The following is a 13,602-nucleotide window of genomic DNA, read 5'->3' as shown; positions in this document are numbered from 1 at the left end:
CCTCCATTAACGTACATAATGAATTACTTCGTTCCGAATTTCATACATGTCTTTTGGATTTTTAACATGCAGTCGATTCGCTAAAAATGTAATGACTCTCTTTGTTTTTGGTTCAATGTACAACATTGTTCCAGTAAAACCTGTGTGTCCCAGCCCGTTGGTAAATAATTCACTTTTGCTGAATCCTAATGTTCGATCATTCTCATTAAGTTTCAGCACATGTTCTACAAGTTCAGCATCTAAGAGCGAACCACCCCCTTCAATGTATAATTGACCTAACTTACTAACCGTTCGATAACTTCCGAATAATCCTGCATGTCCAGAAACCCCTTCAAAAAAATAATAGGTATTCCCATCATTAACATAACCAACTATTGATTGTTGGGTAGACCGCCAATTTGTAAATGTTAAGTCCCTCTCGTTGCACATCCTCTGTTCAATTTGATTTCCATATTCCGTAGCAACAAAATCCGAAGTCGGACGGTTCAATAAAAACCCGCCCTCGTCATCTCCAATCTCTTTCAGGATAAATTGTATCTGCTGTTCAAATGTTCGATCGTCAATGCTTTCACAGATAAATCGCAATAGCATAAAATTAAGGTCGCTATACGTCACCCTATTGCGTTGTGCGTCTTTTGTTACATCAATATTATTCAGTATCATTTCAAAACTTTTCCCATGCTGCTTATCGTTATAAAATGGATACCAGCTAGTAATACCTGATGTATGAAGCAGCAATTCACGAACCGTAATATTACTAATTGCGGCTGGCCCTAACTTGAAATCTCCCAGTCGGTCATCTAAAGACAAACGCTTATTTGAGATGTGATGGAGTATTAGTGTTGTAGTATATAACTTTGTTAAACTTGCCAAATCAAATAGCTTCGACTGGTCCATTAAGACTTCCCTATCTTTATTTGCCCACCCTAAAATAATAGTTTCACATTCTCTTCCAGCCTCCCAAATACTGCAAATACTTCCTGCATAATATTGTTCGTCAATACCTCTTTGAATGATGTCCTGAAGCAAATAATCACACCCCTTTTTGTATGACTGCCTTCGTCTCTTTAAATAGTTGAACAGATTTCTCAAAGTCTTTCCGAGCAATGCAAGTAAACAAAATATCTATCATATTTAATTGTGAAATACGAGAAGATGTCGCTCCTATACGCTCATTGGCTTCAGTAGCTGAAACATACAAATTAATATCAGCCAACGATTGAACCGTATTATTAATAAAAGTAGTCAAGGCAATAATCGTTGTTCCTTTTTCCTTAGCCAACTTTGCAAATTCTACTATTTCCTTCGTCTCTCCTGAGTAAGTCACTAGAAAAACTATGTCTGTCGGTTTTAAATGAACGGATTTTACAAGCATTTGATGGCTGTCCGTCAAAGCTTCGCAACGTTTATCAATCCTTTGGCATTTCAGCAGGAAATCTTGGGCTACTAATGCCGATGCCCCTACACCTGCAATGAAAATGGCATCGGATTTATACATTATTTCAATTGCGTCATTGAGCTTTCCATAATCAATCAATTTCACCATTTCCAATATCGCATTTTGATTATTGTTTGAGATAACTGATACAGATTCCTCCAAGGTAGAGTCTTTCAATAGTTGCTTGTAAATCCCTTGCTGTTGTTGATCCTTTTGCAAATTCAAAGATGTTAGTATTCCCATCTTTAAGTCCTTAAACCCTTCGAATTCCAATTCCTTACAAAATCTCACGATTGTTGCTTCACTTTTTTTACTCGCCTGTGCTACTTGTTGAATAGAATTATTTATTACAAAATTAGGATTATCCAAAATAAATTTTGCAACTTCTCTCTGAGTAGGTTTTAAGTTGTTGAAAATCATTTCAATTCTTGTAATAGCATTTTTCATTCAAAACATCCTTTTATGAAACTTTATTTCATAATAAACCAAATAATTAGAAATTTCATTACATTTTTAAAATTTCTTTTTAAACGAGAAAAAATAAAAGGAAAGCGACAATTTTGCCGCTTTCCTTTTATTTCGATAAACTATTCAGATGTTCAAAAAATGTCGGGTAGGAAACAGCGATACAGTCCGCATCATCCAATTCCACTTCCCCGTCCGCAATCAGGGCAGCGATTGCGCCCATCATCCCAATACGGTGATCACCATATGTTTTTAAACTTCCACCATGTAAAGGTGTCGGACCTTCGATTACCATACCATCTTCTGTTGCTTCAATATTTGCGCCCAGCTTCTTTAACTCATTGACAACCGCATCAATACGGTTTGTTTCTTTCACTTTAAGTTCTTCCGCATCTTTAATGATTGTTTTACCGGCTGCTTGTGTCGCAAGCAGCGCAATAACCGGTATTTCATCGATTAGGCGAGGAATAATAGCGCCTCCCACTGTCGTTCCTTCTAGATTGGATGTTTCAATCGTGATTGTAGCAGTTGGCTCTGCCGCATGCTTGTCATCGATTGCAACAGACATTTTCGCACCCATCTGTTGAAGCACTTCCAAAATGCCGTCACGTGTCTCATTAATACCTACGTTTTTCAGAACAATTTTACTGTTTTTCGCAATAGCACCAGCAACAAGGAAAAATGCAGCAGAGGAAATATCTCCCGGTACATTTACATGTGTTCCTGTCAGTGTTTGGCCGCCCTGCAATGACACGACACCATCTTCAACTGTTACCGTTGCCCCGAACTGTCGCAGCATACGTTCTGTATGATCACGTGAAATCTCTTCCTCACGCACAACCGTTGTACCTTCCGCACGTATACCGGCAAGTAAAATAGCGGATTTCACTTGGGCACTTGCAACAGGCATTTTGTAGTCGATCGCTTTTAACGGTCCACCCTGAATTGCGAGTGGCGTATATTGTCCATTGTCTCGCCCTGCTATTTGTGCACCCATTAAACGTAAAGGATCTGCTACACGACGCATCGGACGCTTACCAATCGATTCGTCACCTGTCATAATTGTATGTAGTTTCGTGCCGGATAATAGCCCGAGCATTAAACGCGTTGTCGTACCGGAATTTCCTGTGTAAAGCACTTCTTTCGGTTCTGTCCAACCATCGATTCCCGAACTGTTTATCGTTACATCAGTCCCGTTAACTTCAATGTCTACCCCAAGCTTTTGGAAACAGTCAATTGTACGGAGACAGTCTTCTCCTAATAAGAAGCCGCTGACCGTCGTTTTTCCTTTTGCAATCGAGCCGAACATAACCGAGCGATGCGAAACCGATTTGTCACCCGGTACTGTAATATCTCCCTGTAATGACGGTTGACTGTATTGCAATGTAGTACTCATCTATGAACCCCCCTTAAGAAATTCTTTTATGCTTTTATGAAATATATGTATCGTACTTTGCCTTGTGTTCAATGCACTGCGCTGCACGTTCCCGGTCTTCGTTTGTCTGGAAACTAATGACCAGAATCCCGAATACATCGACCCGTGTTTCAACGATACGTATATTAGTAATACTTATATTATTTTCTGCCAATAAACCTGTCACTTCTGAAATAACCCCAGGATAATCCGGGATATCGACATACAGATCATACGGCATATACAGAGCACCGTTTGCAACAGGCAAACGGTCCCGGACATCACGCGCTTCACTGAAGTAGTTTTCGATTGCTTTCGCATCACCCTCAGCCAACAGATTGCGTACCCGCTGCATTTCTGTGAGCCATTTATCAAGCTGTCCGACTAGTTCCTGCTTGTTTTGCATTGTAATATCACGCCATAAAGCAGGGTTTGAGGAGGCGATACGTGTAATATCACGGAAACCGCCGGCAGCTAACGAAGAGGTCATTGGATAAGTCTGCTTTTCACTATTTAACTGGTGTACTAAAGATGCCGCAATTATGTGAGGAAAATGGCTGACAACAGCCGTCATATGATCATGTACCTTTGCATCGACAACGACCATTTTCCCGAGCGTAAATTTCAGCAGGTCGTCCAGTGCCGCCAGCTTTTCAAGTTCTTCTCCTTCAAGAGGTGTCAGCATATAATAGGCATTTTCCAGTAGATACGGTTTTGCTGCAGTAATACCGCTTTTATGGGAACCCGCCATTGGGTGCCCTCCGATAAATGTAATGCCCATTTGCCTCAGCTCTAATGCTTTTTCCATTATTTTCGCCTTCGTACTGCCTGTATCCGTAATAATGACATTGCGTTTTAATTCCCAAGATTTTAACTTGTCCATAAAATCGAGTGTTATATTTACCGGAGTGCCAAATATAATTACGTCCGCCTCTTTTGCAAACTCTGCAGGATTTTTAACAACTTCATGGACGACTTGTAATGTGTCCGCCAATTGTCGCGTCTGTTCATGAGCATCATAGCCGAATACTTTTGTATGTGGTGCCTTCTGCAAAGCCATCGCCACAGATCCACCAATTAACCCCAGTCCGATTACGAAGACATTTCGTGTCATGCAAGTACTCCCTGCTCATTTAAGACTTCTCCAAGTAATTGTAAAAATCTCGCATTTTGAGCTTCTGTACCGATCGTCACCCGAATATAGCCTTCCAATCCTAGTGCTGCACCGCTTCGGATAATAAATCCGCGCTTCATCATTTCTTCAAATACGACATTGCTCGGAGCTTTCACTTCAAACATGACAAAGTTCGTCTGTGACGGGAAATAATTTAAACCGTGCTGCTCGCAAAATTCTACAAACTGTTTTTTGCCGATTTCATTTGCTTCACGGCAGCTGGCGATGTATTCCTGGTCCTGTAGCGCGACTTGCGCAACTTGCTGACTCAAGATTGTATTGTTGAACGGTGCACGGACCGGGTCAAGCTTCGCAATAACATCCGCTTGGGCAATTCCGTAACCGACACGGAAAGAAGCCAGTCCATACGCTTTCGAGAATGTGCGCAGTAAAATCAAGTTCGGGTAGTCTCGGAAATAATGCAATGTATCTTTATAAGAGGCATCGTTAATGTATTCCACATATGCTTCATCCAATACTACAAAAACATCCTTAGGCACTTTTGCCAGGAAGGTACTCAATGTTTCGTCCGATACGATTGTACCCGTCGGATTGTTCGGATTACATACCCAAACAACCGATGTATTTTCATCAATAGCCTCCACCATTGCCTCTAAATCGTGCACACCATTTTTCAATGGTACTTTACGCACTTCTGCTCCTTCGATTTCCGCATTATGCCAGTATTGAGAAAATGACAGATCCGCCATGACTGTATTCACACCCGGATATAATAGTGCACGGGTAATGATTGCGATCAAGTCATCCGAACCGTTCCCTAAAATGAGTTCATTTTCAGCAACGCCATAGAAATTCGCCAATGATGTTCGTAAACTTTGAGCATAACCGTCCGGATAGATTGCATGATTGGATTCATCTTTTTGTAAAAATTGTTTTACTTTTGGTGAGCTGCCAAAGGGATTTTCATTTGAAGCAAGCTTCACGACTTCATCTAATCCGAAAAGCTTCTTAACTTCTTCAATTGGTTTTCCCGGTTGGTAAGCTTTCATTCCAAATAACTGTTGTTTCCACTTCATCCTCAACGTCTCCTCTAACTCGCAATTATTTCACTAAATCTGGTCTTAACTTTACCGCATCTTCCAAATATACATGTTGGATTTCGTGCTGTGGTGTATCCGTATTCACATGTAATAATACACGGATACATAACGGCAATGCACCCGGCACATCCATTTCATGCATACACATAATCGGTACATACTGCCATCCCGGCATCGTCCGTACCGACTTGGCAGGAAAGGCGGAATGAATATCCGGTGTTGTAGAAATTGTCACAGAGGCAATATCTTCCGGTTCAATCTTATTTTGTTTCGCAACTTCTTTCACAAGTCTTGCCGTTTCTCCCCAAACATACTCGGCTTTATCTTCAATAATCGTAATTGCGCCGCGAATTCCACGAATCATTGCTGCACCTCCGCTAATAATGCTCTTAGTTGACGATCAATTTCTCTGCATTGTTCAAGTTCAACTTTTTGGACAAATGGCTGACCGATCGTTTCTAGCAGCACGAACTGCAATTGGCCGTAGTCGGCTTTTTTATCTTTCAGTAAATATTCAGTCAGCTGCTCAAAGGTAAATTCCTGAACCGCTTCGAAAGGATAGCCATTTTCCATTGCAAAATGTAAAAAGCGCTTTGTAAATTGATGATTTACTTTTCCGAATTTCTCACTTAATAAAAGTGTAAAAATAAGACCCATCATGACAGCTTCTCCATGTGCTACACGTCCATATCCTGCAGCAGCTTCAATCGCATGCCCGTATGTATGGCCTAAGTTAAGGTACTTTCTGACGGACTGTTCGGTTTCATCCTGCTCGACAATAGTTGCCTTCACTTGGATGCCATGCGCCAAATAATTCGCCAAGAGTTCTTCCGGAAGCTCCGTAACATGATCTCCTTCGAGCAGCTCTTCCACCCATAGCGCATCGGAAATTAAAGCATGTTTAATTACTTCTGCCATCCCGGAGCGCACTTCTTTTTCAGATAGGCTATGTAAAAATGTTGTATCAAAAACTACAGCTTCCGGCTGGTAAAAAGCACCGATCATATTTTTTCCTAATTCATGATTGATGGCCGTCTTTCCGCCAACAGCAGAATCATGTGCCAAAATCGTTGTCGGCACTTGGATAAACGGAATTCCCCGCATATAAGTAGCGGCAACAAAGCCGGCCAAATCACCGACTGCTCCACCGCCAAATGCGATAATGAGTGATTTTCTCGTACATTTTTGCTTAAGTAAATAGGTTTGCACGTCATTGTAATTTTCAAAGCTTTTACATGTTTCTCCTGCGGGCATGACATGTGCTTCGAATGTATATGGGAAATTCGCTTCAAAATAGCTTTGCTGGGCTGTCCAAACATTTTCATCCGTCAATACGATGATTTTATCCGCTTTGGAAAACAAGTCATGCTGTGCTGTTAAAGCTTCACGTAATATGCCTTTTCCAATCGTTACAGTATACGAGTGTGAAGGAGTACGAACCGGAATCTCCATATTAATACTCCTTCGTGTACAGACGCATTTCATCTAACTGCGCCTTTAATTGTGGTAATTGGTCACTATGGAACTGCTCGACAATTGCATTGGCGATTTCCCAGGCAATAACATGTTCGGCAACGATGGAAGCTGCAGGTACTGCACAGCTGTCAGAACGTTCCACGCTTGCTTTAAACGGCTCCTTTGTTTCAATGTCAACACTTTGCAATGGCTTATATAATGTTGGAATTGGCTTCATTACGCCGCGAACGACAATCGGCATTCCCGTCGTCATACCGCCTTCCAAACCACCTAGACGATTTGTTGCGCGCGTATAGCCCTTTTCTTCATCCCATAAAATTTCATCATGAACTTCAGACCCTTTTTTACGAGCCATTTCAAAACCGATACCAAACTCAACGCCTTTAAATGCATTGATGCTCAGCATAGCTGATGCCAGTTTTGCATCCAGTTTACGGTCGTAATGCACGTAAGATCCGATTCCGGCAGGTAGACCTTCTACGATGACTTCTACGACACCGCCGATTGAATCCCCGGCTTGCTTTGCTTCATCAATAGCAGTAACCATTTTTGCTGAAGCTTCAGGATCGATACAGTAACATGGATCGTTCTCAATGATTGCACGGATTTCATCTGCTGTTTTACCTTCCAGCAAACTGCTGTCGGCTTTAATACCTACAATTTCCGTAACATGGGAAACAATCGAAATCCCAAGCTCGTTTAGCAATGCTTTTGCAACAGAGCCAACTGCCACACGCACTGTCGTTTCACGTGCACTTGAACGCTCCAGTACGTTACGCAAGTCACGATGACCGTACTTCATCCCTCCGACCAAGTCAGCATGGCCTGGACGTGGACGTGAGATCTGACGTTTAATTTCAGATGGATCGATATCTTCCGGCAACTCGGCTGCACCCATAATTTTTGTCCAATGTTTCCAGTCATCATTTGTTACGACTAATGCTATTGGTGAGCCTAATGTTTTTCCGTGGCGGACCCCTGATACAATCTCCACTGTATCTGTCTCAATTTGCATACGACGACCTCGGCCATGACCACCTTGACGACGTTTTAAATCATAATTAATTTTTTCTGCTGTTACTGGAAGTAAAGAAGGCAACCCCTCGATAATTGTTGTTAATTGTGGTCCATGTGACTCACCTGCTGTTAAATAACGCATTAAACACTTTCTCCCTTCAACTCGCTAAAGTATGTATTTTTCACTATAACATATTTCAAATTAAATAACAGTACCGATTCCGCCATTAAATAATACAGTTTAGAATATTCTGAACGTTCCAACTAAAAAACGGCACATTTTTCAGCAAAAAGAAACAAAAATACGCTTTTCGCTCTATTATCCGAAAAGCGCATTCATATATAGCTTTTAAAAGTATATCTCACTTTAAGCTTCTACGTTCGACAGAGCATCTATGTTTGTCCTATTATTTTTTACGGTAAAAAAATGTATCTTCGACTTCAAAATCATATTTAGCAGGATTGAATATCTGCTCTGTTGACCCTACAAACAAAATGCCGCCCGGACGCAATGCTTTACTGAAGTTTGCATAGATCTGATCTTTCGCTTCTTCGGTAAAATAGATCATGACATTCCGGCAAACAATTAGATCAAGATTGGATTCATAAGGATCCCTTAGTAAATTATGTTTTTTAAAATTAACCGTTCGCTTAATCTCATCTTTCACTTTGTAAAACGGACCTTCCTGAACGAAGTATTTTGACTGGACAGGTTTCGGCACTTCTGCAAGAGACCGTTCCGGATAAAGTCCCAACTTCGCTTTTTGGATAACATTTTCATCCAAATCCGTTGCCAGTATATTCACTTGAGATAAAGGTAAATGATGGGACAGCACCATTGCCAAGCTGTATGGCTCTTCTCCGGTTGAACAAGCCGCACTCCATATTTTAAGGCGCTTGTTTGATTGCAGCAGTAAAGGGAAGATTTTGTTTTGTAATATTTCCCAACGTTTTCCGTTCCGGTAAAACTCGGAAACGTTAATCGTCATGCGATCCAAAAATTCATTCATCAGTTCGCGGTCTTTCTCCAATGCATTATAAAAATCAACAAAATTCCGATACCCTTTTTTTTCATATAATGATGTTAACCGACGTTTCATTTGCGCTTCTTTATATAAGGCTAGATCAATGCCCGTTTTGCGCTTAATGCCATCAATAAATTGTACATAATCTGACATTACTCATCTTTCCCCTCATCTAACGTATGCCTATTATAGCTGAAAATTTCAGAACCCGAAACACCTTTTGTCCATAAACGTTAATCATTGTGTCTTTCCAGCAAAAGTTGTTTCGATTGCTCAAGTTCAAGCTTCATCTTTTCCGTTTCGGAATGGTAGCTTTGCAGACGTATCTGTTCAAGTTCAGCTTCTTTTTCCAGCATTCTGATTTGCAGCTTCATACTCGATCGTTTATGTGCGGTCAGTATAGCCGTTAATGCAATACCAGCCCCTGTACCAAAAATAATGCACAAAATAATAATATCTTCCATACGCTTCATTACGCTCCTCTTATTATTATTATTTTACTTGTCTGACCGATCCGTTAATTGTGTTTCCAGCAGTAATTGCTTTGTCTGTTCCAATTCAAGCTGCATCTTCGCTGTTTCTTTATCGTAAGTTTCAAGTCTCAGTTTTTCCAGCTTGATTTCTTTATCAAGGCGTTTTAGTTCGATATTTTTATTTTTCGTATACGTATCCGTTAAAATCCCTACTACAGCGATTATTGTAATCATTGCCCAGAACATGGATGTCACCCTTTCTACTAAATTCAATCGATACTTTTTATACGTATGTATTCCAAAAATAGTTTCATTATTCCGATTTATTATACCATTAATCGTCCATGCTTTTCCTGTTCCATATAAAAAAAGCTATCACTTTAAAAGTGATAGCTTTTCTGTAAATTTAATTATTCTGCGATTCCTTCTGGGAACCATAAACCGATTTCACGCTCAGCAGAAGCTAAAGAGTCAGAACCGTGGATTACGTTGTGTGATAAAGTTACAGCGTAGTCACCGCGGATTGTACCAGGAGCTGATTCTTCCGGCTTTGTAGCACCCATCATGATACGAGATAATTGGATAACGTTTTCGCCTTCCCAAACCATACCGAATACTGGGCCTGAAGTGATGAAGTCTACTAGTTCACCGAAGAAAGGACGCTCAGCGTGCTCTGCATAGTGTTTTTCAGCTAAATCACGAGTTGGTACCATTAATTTTGCTCCGCGCATTACGAAACCGCGACGCTCAAAACGATCAACGATATCTCCGATTACTTGACGTTCTACGCCATCTGGTTTAACCATTAAAAATGTTTTTTCGATTGCCATTATAAACACTCCTTAAATTTGAGTAAAAGGTTTTACACCTACCGATAAATATTACCAAATTCCTACTCATACTGCAACAAATATTAGATTTGCCCATAAATTGGCACGTCTCATAACATAGAGTTGATTTCCATTGCGGGTCGGACGCTTTCCGCGGGCGTGAGGCCAACACGAAGTTGGTCACAAAAAGCATTGCCACAGGACGTGGCGTTCTTAGCTTTTGTTCCCAGTCTCAGGCGTCAGTGCTCCTGTCGCTTACGCTTTCGTCACAGAGAAAATCTTTTAGCGAAAGGCGCTAGCCGTCAGCTAGTGTTTTAACAGTGCGAAAGGTGAAACCGTCAGCACGAACACTCGCCTCCCCTCCATTCCAATCAACTTGCCTTGACATTAAATTTTGTCATCCATAACTTATGATCATTCTATCATTTGGCTAGATTATTTTAGGATTTTCTCTTCCCCATGAACAGCGCAATATCACGCAACTTTTTCTTCATTGGGTGCTTCGGCAGTGCCTCGACCTCTTTTAAAGCCTTTTTTAAATACAAATTACTAATATGGGTTGCTTCTTTAATTGCTTCCGAATTACGAACAAGCGCCAGCATACTCTGGCGCTCTTCTTCCGTTAATCCTGCCGATGCCACTTTCTTTAAATAAGGGGCAAGCTGCGGATCATCTTTCATCAGCAATATCGGCAATGTGACATTCCCGTTCATTAAATCACTGCCAGCCGGTTTCCCGAGCTGTTTGTCTGTCGCTGTAAAATCTAATATATCATCTACTATCTGAAAGCTCATTCCCACAAAATAACCGTAGCGCTTTAAATGCCTTGCTGTTTGTTCATCGGCACCACTTACGACCGCACCAAGTTCACAACTTGATTCAATCAATAAAGCAGTTTTACGTTTAATACGTCGGAAATAATCTTTCAAACTTTGATCTAAACGAAACTTATCCTCAATTTGAATGACTTCACCATTTACCAGCTCAACCATTGTTTTGGCTAATATTTGATGGGCTCTTGGGTTTTCAATGCTTGTTACATATTGTAATGCACGTGCAAATATAAAATTACCTGTATACATCGCCACACGGTTGTTCCATTGTGCTTTCACCGTCTCCCGGCCTCGGCGCATATCGGAATTATCAATTACATCATCGTGTACCAATGAACCCATATGAATTAATTCAAGGGGGACGGCAATGTTTTTCATTCGGTCAATATTATAGTCACCAAACTTGGCACTTAGTAACGTAAATACTGGTCGAATACGTTTTCCACCAGCTTGCAGTAAATGGATAGAGGCATCATTCAATAAGTGTGAAGATGAATTCAACGCTTGTTCCAATTCGTTTTCGATGACTTCTATATCTGATTTAATATCGGCATATAGCATTTTGATTTTCATCTTTTCCACGCGTCAAAACCTACTCCCACTTTTATTTCTTCTTAAAACCCATGTGCATAGCTGCTGCCCCACCGCTATATGGTTTATATGTGACATTTTCATATCCGGCTTCACGGAACATTTGCGCTAATTTTTTCATGCCAGGAAAATCATTCGCGGACTTTTGCAGCCATGAATATTCCTTATAGCTTTTCGCAAAAATCTTTCCGAACAGCGGCATAATATGATTAAAGTAAAAACGGAAAAGTTGACGATAAACCGGAATTTCAGATTGAGACGTTTCCAGACATACAACCATTCCGCCTGGCTTAACGACCCGATTCATTTCACGCAATACTTGCATATAATCCGGTACATTCCGCAGGCCAAAGCCAATTGTTACGTAATCAAATGTATTATCTTCAAATGGTAGTTCCATTGCATTTCCGTGAATCAGTTCGATATTCGGGATGCTCTCTGTTTTCTGCTTGCCGACTTTCAGCATATTTTCACTGAAATCCAGCCCTTTTACTTCCCCTTCTTCACCGACTGCTTTTGATAAAGCGATCGTCCAATCAGCTGTTCCGCAGCAAACGTCAAGGCATTTCGACCCTTTTTTTACTGCCATACGTTTCATCGTATCTTCACGCCATCCAACATGCATTTGGAAGCTAATGACCGAGTTCATTTTATCGTAGCTCTCTGAAATGTTTTCAAACACTTCATGAACATGTTGTTCTTTCGATTTCGCCATTTTTTTCAAGACCTTTCTAAACTCACTAAAAAGTGATGTATTGCTCAATGGAATGTTTTAATTCATCTTTTATATCGATATTCGACAAGTTATCCCTCAATTGTCGCTCCATGTCATGTAAATGATCTTGGAAAGCCTCAACAATAGAGTCCATCAGAGTCAAATCCGCTGAAAACGCCTTAGATAAAAAACAAGGCTGCCCTTTTTTCAATAAATCCAGCTCTTTTTTCAAACGAATATATGTTAATGTTTGCTGCATCAGTTCTGTATAGAATGTGAAACCGTATACATCATAATATTTGGCGATTAATTCGCTTTCAATTATCATCAAACTTTCAATCCACTGTTCAAGTGACCGTTTTTGCGCCTCGTAAACACGTATTTGATGCTCGCAGCGATTTACGATTCCTTCCGATAACTTTTGGATTAAGTAAATATTCCCAGTTTGTGCAAGTAACTGATAATATCGGCCACTATAATAATCACCTGAAAGGACAAGCAGCTGCTGTTCTTTACTCGTTGCTTCCACTTCCTTCACCATTTCGTGCTCTGTAAGTGAAGCATGTACAATCCCGACAGTGACCGCACTTACCTTATGTCCATCGTCCATAAGAGCACCGTTTAAAAACGGAAGCTGAATGAAAAACAGTTGTTCTTCCTGTAAAGTCGGTTGTCCAACATTTTGAAGTAATGCTCTATGATGAACATGCTGAAGAATATTAGATTTTAGTGTCTGAACCGATTGTGTAATAGATGTTGCATTCATAGAAATTACTCCATTTCAATGTTATAAAGCATAAGTACAATCCTATATTTGTCTGAGAATTACGATATGCTACTTTTTACTTTGAACCGTACCATGTGCAGAGTGAATTTTAGCTTTCCCTCGAATTTTCATGGCTGATGTATGTTCAGTAAACTGGGCAATCATGACTTCTCCGGCATCCAGCTTTTCTGAATGGTGGAATTTTGTATCTGTCCCGCGCGTTAAACCAATAACATGTACACCATCTTCTTCTGCTTCGATAATAATATATTCTGATTGTCCCATTATACAATCTCCCCACGTGTTAATTTCTTTGTCTATAAT

General features: G+C 40.5%; 16 protein-coding genes. All 16 read right to left on the bottom strand.

All coding sequences use genetic code 11. From position 1 onward, the window contains the following. Nucleotides 1–6 precede the first annotated feature (6 nt). Nucleotides 7–1,029 (bottom strand): serine hydrolase domain-containing protein, encoded by a 1,023-nt coding sequence (locus tag MKZ25_RS06410; RefSeq protein WP_340800756.1) that lies wholly within the window; start codon nt 1,027–1,029, stop codon nt 7–9. Between the two features lie 4 nt (nt 1,030–1,033). After that, a complete protein-coding gene (locus tag MKZ25_RS06405; protein WP_340800755.1) occupies nt 1,034–1,885 on the bottom strand; it encodes a MurR/RpiR family transcriptional regulator in 852 nt (283 codons plus the stop codon). A gap of 127 nt (nt 1,886–2,012) precedes the next feature. Beyond that, nucleotides 2,013–3,299: a 3-phosphoshikimate 1-carboxyvinyltransferase gene (gene aroA, locus MKZ25_RS06400; RefSeq protein WP_340800754.1), complete on the bottom strand. Its 1,287-nt coding sequence runs from the start codon at nt 3,297–3,299 to the stop codon at nt 2,013–2,015. Between the two features lie 34 nt (nt 3,300–3,333). Further along, complete coding sequence (locus MKZ25_RS06395) at nt 3,334–4,431, bottom strand: prephenate dehydrogenase (protein WP_340800753.1); 1,098 nt, start codon at nt 4,429–4,431, stop codon at nt 3,334–3,336. Next, nucleotides 4,428–5,528: a histidinol-phosphate transaminase gene (gene hisC, locus MKZ25_RS06390; protein WP_340800752.1), complete on the bottom strand. Its 1,101-nt coding sequence runs from the start codon at nt 5,526–5,528 to the stop codon at nt 4,428–4,430. The genes MKZ25_RS06395 and hisC overlap by 4 nt, the downstream gene beginning before the upstream one ends. 25 nt (nt 5,529–5,553) lie before the next feature. Further along, complete coding sequence (gene aroH, locus MKZ25_RS06385) at nt 5,554–5,916, bottom strand: chorismate mutase (protein WP_340800751.1); 363 nt, start codon at nt 5,914–5,916, stop codon at nt 5,554–5,556. Continuing rightward, nucleotides 5,913–7,004, bottom strand: coding sequence for a 3-dehydroquinate synthase (gene aroB / locus MKZ25_RS06380; protein WP_340800750.1), 1,092 nt, complete (start codon nt 7,002–7,004; stop codon nt 5,913–5,915). The genes aroH and aroB overlap by 4 nt, the downstream gene beginning before the upstream one ends. A 1-nt stretch (nt 7,005) precedes the next feature. Next, entirely contained in the window at nt 7,006–8,187 is a 1,182-nt protein-coding gene (aroC, locus tag MKZ25_RS06375; RefSeq protein WP_340800749.1) for a chorismate synthase, read from the bottom strand. Nucleotides 8,188–8,452: 265 nt separating this feature from the next. Then, entirely contained in the window at nt 8,453–9,223 is a 771-nt protein-coding gene (locus MKZ25_RS06370) for a CheR family methyltransferase (RefSeq protein WP_340800748.1), read from the bottom strand. Between the two features lie 80 nt (nt 9,224–9,303). After that, complete coding sequence (locus MKZ25_RS06365; RefSeq protein WP_340800747.1) at nt 9,304–9,543, bottom strand: hypothetical protein; 240 nt, start codon at nt 9,541–9,543, stop codon at nt 9,304–9,306. Between the two features lie 24 nt (nt 9,544–9,567). Then, nucleotides 9,568–9,789 (bottom strand): hypothetical protein, encoded by a 222-nt coding sequence (locus tag MKZ25_RS06360; protein WP_008404913.1) that lies wholly within the window; start codon nt 9,787–9,789, stop codon nt 9,568–9,570. Between the two features lie 164 nt (nt 9,790–9,953). Continuing rightward, nucleotides 9,954–10,373, bottom strand: a complete 420-nt coding sequence (ndk, locus tag MKZ25_RS06355; RefSeq protein ID WP_008404915.1) for a nucleoside-diphosphate kinase — start codon at nt 10,371–10,373, stop codon at nt 9,954–9,956. Between the two features lie 440 nt (nt 10,374–10,813). Further along, nucleotides 10,814–11,788: a heptaprenyl diphosphate synthase component II gene (hepT, locus tag MKZ25_RS06350; protein WP_340800746.1), complete on the bottom strand. Its 975-nt coding sequence runs from the start codon at nt 11,786–11,788 to the stop codon at nt 10,814–10,816. A gap of 22 nt (nt 11,789–11,810) precedes the next feature. After that, entirely contained in the window at nt 11,811–12,512 is a 702-nt protein-coding gene (locus tag MKZ25_RS06345) for a demethylmenaquinone methyltransferase (protein ID WP_340800745.1), read from the bottom strand. Between the two features lie 25 nt (nt 12,513–12,537). Beyond that, nucleotides 12,538–13,278, bottom strand: coding sequence for a heptaprenyl diphosphate synthase component 1 (locus MKZ25_RS06340; protein WP_340800744.1), 741 nt, complete (start codon nt 13,276–13,278; stop codon nt 12,538–12,540). Between the two features lie 69 nt (nt 13,279–13,347). After that, nucleotides 13,348–13,563, bottom strand: a complete 216-nt coding sequence (gene mtrB / locus MKZ25_RS06335; protein ID WP_008404919.1) for a trp RNA-binding attenuation protein MtrB — start codon at nt 13,561–13,563, stop codon at nt 13,348–13,350. Nucleotides 13,564–13,602: the final 39 nt, after the last annotated feature.

Origin of the sequence: Solibacillus sp. FSL W7-1464 (genome assembly GCF_038004425.1) — a bacterium.
Lineage (GTDB): Bacteria > Bacillota > Bacilli > Bacillales_A > Planococcaceae > Solibacillus.
This window is presented reverse-complemented; position numbering and strand designations above follow the sequence as displayed.

Bases quoted from the DNA above. Each gene is read 5' to 3' on its own strand.
- hisC (WP_340800752.1), bottom strand. From the start codon at position 5,528: ATGAAGTGGAAACAACAGTTATTTGGAATGAAAGCTTACCAACCGGGA.
- MKZ25_RS06370 (WP_340800748.1), bottom strand. From the start codon at position 9,223: ATGTCAGATTATGTACAATTTATTGATGGCATTAAGCGCAAAACGGGC.
- ndk (WP_008404915.1), bottom strand. From the start codon at position 10,373: ATGGCAATCGAAAAAACATTTTTAATGGTTAAACCAGATGGCGTAGAA.
- MKZ25_RS06365 (WP_340800747.1), bottom strand. From the start codon at position 9,543: ATGAAGCGTATGGAAGATATTATTATTTTGTGCATTATTTTTGGTACA.
- aroH (WP_340800751.1), bottom strand. From the start codon at position 5,916: ATGATTCGTGGAATTCGCGGCGCAATTACGATTATTGAAGATAAAGCC.
- mtrB (WP_008404919.1), bottom strand. From the start codon at position 13,563: ATGGGACAATCAGAATATATTATTATCGAAGCAGAAGAAGATGGTGTA.
- MKZ25_RS06360 (WP_008404913.1), bottom strand. From the start codon at position 9,789: ATGTTCTGGGCAATGATTACAATAATCGCTGTAGTAGGGATTTTAACG.
- aroC (WP_340800749.1), bottom strand. From the start codon at position 8,187: ATGCGTTATTTAACAGCAGGTGAGTCACATGGACCACAATTAACAACA.
- MKZ25_RS06405 (WP_340800755.1), bottom strand. From the start codon at position 1,885: ATGAAAAATGCTATTACAAGAATTGAAATGATTTTCAACAACTTAAAA.
- MKZ25_RS06395 (WP_340800753.1), bottom strand. From the start codon at position 4,431: ATGACACGAAATGTCTTCGTAATCGGACTGGGGTTAATTGGTGGATCT.
- MKZ25_RS06345 (WP_340800745.1), bottom strand. From the start codon at position 12,512: ATGGCGAAATCGAAAGAACAACATGTTCATGAAGTGTTTGAAAACATT.
- MKZ25_RS06340 (WP_340800744.1), bottom strand. From the start codon at position 13,278: ATGAATGCAACATCTATTACACAATCGGTTCAGACACTAAAATCTAAT.
- aroA (WP_340800754.1), bottom strand. From the start codon at position 3,299: ATGAGTACTACATTGCAATACAGTCAACCGTCATTACAGGGAGATATT.
- aroB (WP_340800750.1), bottom strand. From the start codon at position 7,004: ATGGAGATTCCGGTTCGTACTCCTTCACACTCGTATACTGTAACGATT.